This window comes from Candidatus Symbiopectobacterium sp., from assembly GCF_020054415.1.
Classification (GTDB): domain Bacteria; phylum Pseudomonadota; class Gammaproteobacteria; order Enterobacterales; family Enterobacteriaceae; genus Symbiopectobacterium.
This window is the reverse complement of record NZ_JAHWCO010000515.1, coordinates 1-1,545: the sequence shown is the minus strand read 5'-3', so window position 1 is coordinate 1,545 and position 1,545 is coordinate 1. Positions and strand designations below refer to the sequence as shown.

3 protein-coding genes and 1 pseudogene are annotated in these 1,545 nt (G+C 44.9%); 1 reads left to right on the top strand and 3 read right to left on the bottom strand.

Annotated features, from left to right (window positions below):
* Positions 1-82 (top strand): annotated as a pseudogene (locus QZ506_RS14965) (lipoprotein); the annotation flags it as partial.
* On the opposite strand, the gene QZ506_RS14960 reads toward QZ506_RS14965, so the two are convergent.
* The 3 genes from QZ506_RS14960 to QZ506_RS14950 form a co-directional block, all read right to left on the bottom strand.
* Positions 50-256 (bottom strand): hypothetical protein, encoded by a 207-nt coding sequence (locus tag QZ506_RS14960; RefSeq protein WP_291972110.1) that lies wholly within the window; start codon positions 254-256, stop codon positions 50-52. The pseudogene QZ506_RS14965 and the gene QZ506_RS14960 sit on opposite strands and share 33 nt — an antisense overlap.
* 443 nt (positions 257-699) lie before the next feature.
* Positions 700-966 (bottom strand): hypothetical protein, encoded by a 267-nt coding sequence (locus QZ506_RS14955; RefSeq protein ID WP_291972108.1) that lies wholly within the window; start codon positions 964-966, stop codon positions 700-702.
* Between the two features lie 81 nt (positions 967-1,047).
* A complete protein-coding gene (locus QZ506_RS14950; protein WP_291972106.1) occupies positions 1,048-1,425 on the bottom strand; it encodes an antitermination protein in 378 nt (125 codons plus the stop codon).
* Positions 1,426-1,545: the final 120 nt, after the last annotated feature.

Here is a 1,545-nt window from a genome sequence, read left to right as displayed (position 1 = left end):
GGTGGGTGAAGCCATGGCCATGGTCAAAGCGCTTAACCGGATCACGCTATTAGGAATGCCGAACAGTATTCGCATCACGTAACAATCGACCCGTATGGGGCGCAGTCGTTACAAGTTCTGATTTATTCAACAAAGCCTTGATGCTCATCAAATAACGTGAATCATTAATATTATTGCTGCCGTTGGTGACAGCGACCATGTCACCGAAATTAGGGTGATTGAAGGTCGTGATATGAGGTTTATCAAGTTGCATCATTCAATCCTCATTTGGCTATCAAAATATTTTCGTCAATGAGCTTTTGCATGGTGGTCTCCGTGTTAAGTACCTGCTTTGGTGACCCTCTCAGGCGGCGAGGGTTTCCCTGCTTTCCACAGTCAAAGGAACCTGATAACTTGGTTATTCCACAGACAATTTAACGAAATGAAATGGCTCAGTTTACTGTCAGGGTCGAGCTGCATGATGCAGATTATGAAGACTATGATAACCTGCATGAAAAAAATGGGCAGAAATGGTTACTCCAAAGAGATAAGTTCAAATGGGAAAACCTATCAACTGCCAAATGCAGAATACATATGCGATAAGAATATGAGTACATCCGATGTTAGGTATGAAGTTTTGGAAATCGCCAAAAAGGTAAAGCCTGGCACTGATGTGTTAGTCACAAAATCTGACGGAAGAGCCTGGAGTCTGAACAGGGTTTAGTAGTCCTGACCTTCCTCCCTCTTCCCGATTCCTGATTCGCATCCTGACTCACTTGATGGCGGCGTTGTTTGTCCGCCAATTTTGATGTTTCCAACTTTAGTCGGTCGGTTAAAATAACCAACCTCATTGAAATTAATAAATGCATCAATAAGGTTTGTGGTGTTTTCCAATGCTGAAACATTCCCTAACTCAACATTTCCAAGGAACGGATAAAAGAATTCACTCAACTTTCTGCGATACTCTTTCATGTCATCGTTTTGCATACTTACCTCGCTGTTACGTTAGCTGACTTGCTGTGACCTGCTGGGGATATGACGACTTGCTGCAGGCAATAAGACCTCTCCTCAAACTTTACGAACACCCCATGATGTATGCGTCTGCCTTGCTCTGGCGGTAATGCCATACTCGGTTTTCGGCTTGCTGTACCAGATGCGATGGTTAAGACGCTTAACCATGTCGTACTTTTCGGTGAAACGGTTAATTTGCTCTCTGAATCTAGCCAGTAAATTAAAATTAATTCGTGGCGCACGCTTGCGCTTGAAAGCCACTTCAATTCGGTTAAGCGCTTTGCGTCTTTCTGGCTTCTGCCCCAATACCCTATCGATACGGGATGTCACCAGTTCAAGCCGGATCGCTTCTGCCTTGCGTCTGGCATGACGGCGAATAGCGGCGTTGGTTTTGCTAACAGGATTAACGGATTTACGGTAAATGATAGTAGCCATGCTCCCCTCCAATAGATGGTTTTGGTGGTGTGGTAAGCCAGTGGTGGCCCTGGTGTTGGCTATAATTTTTATTCAGCCCACCACACCCCAAAAACATCTGGGCAAAGGTTCGGCACGTTG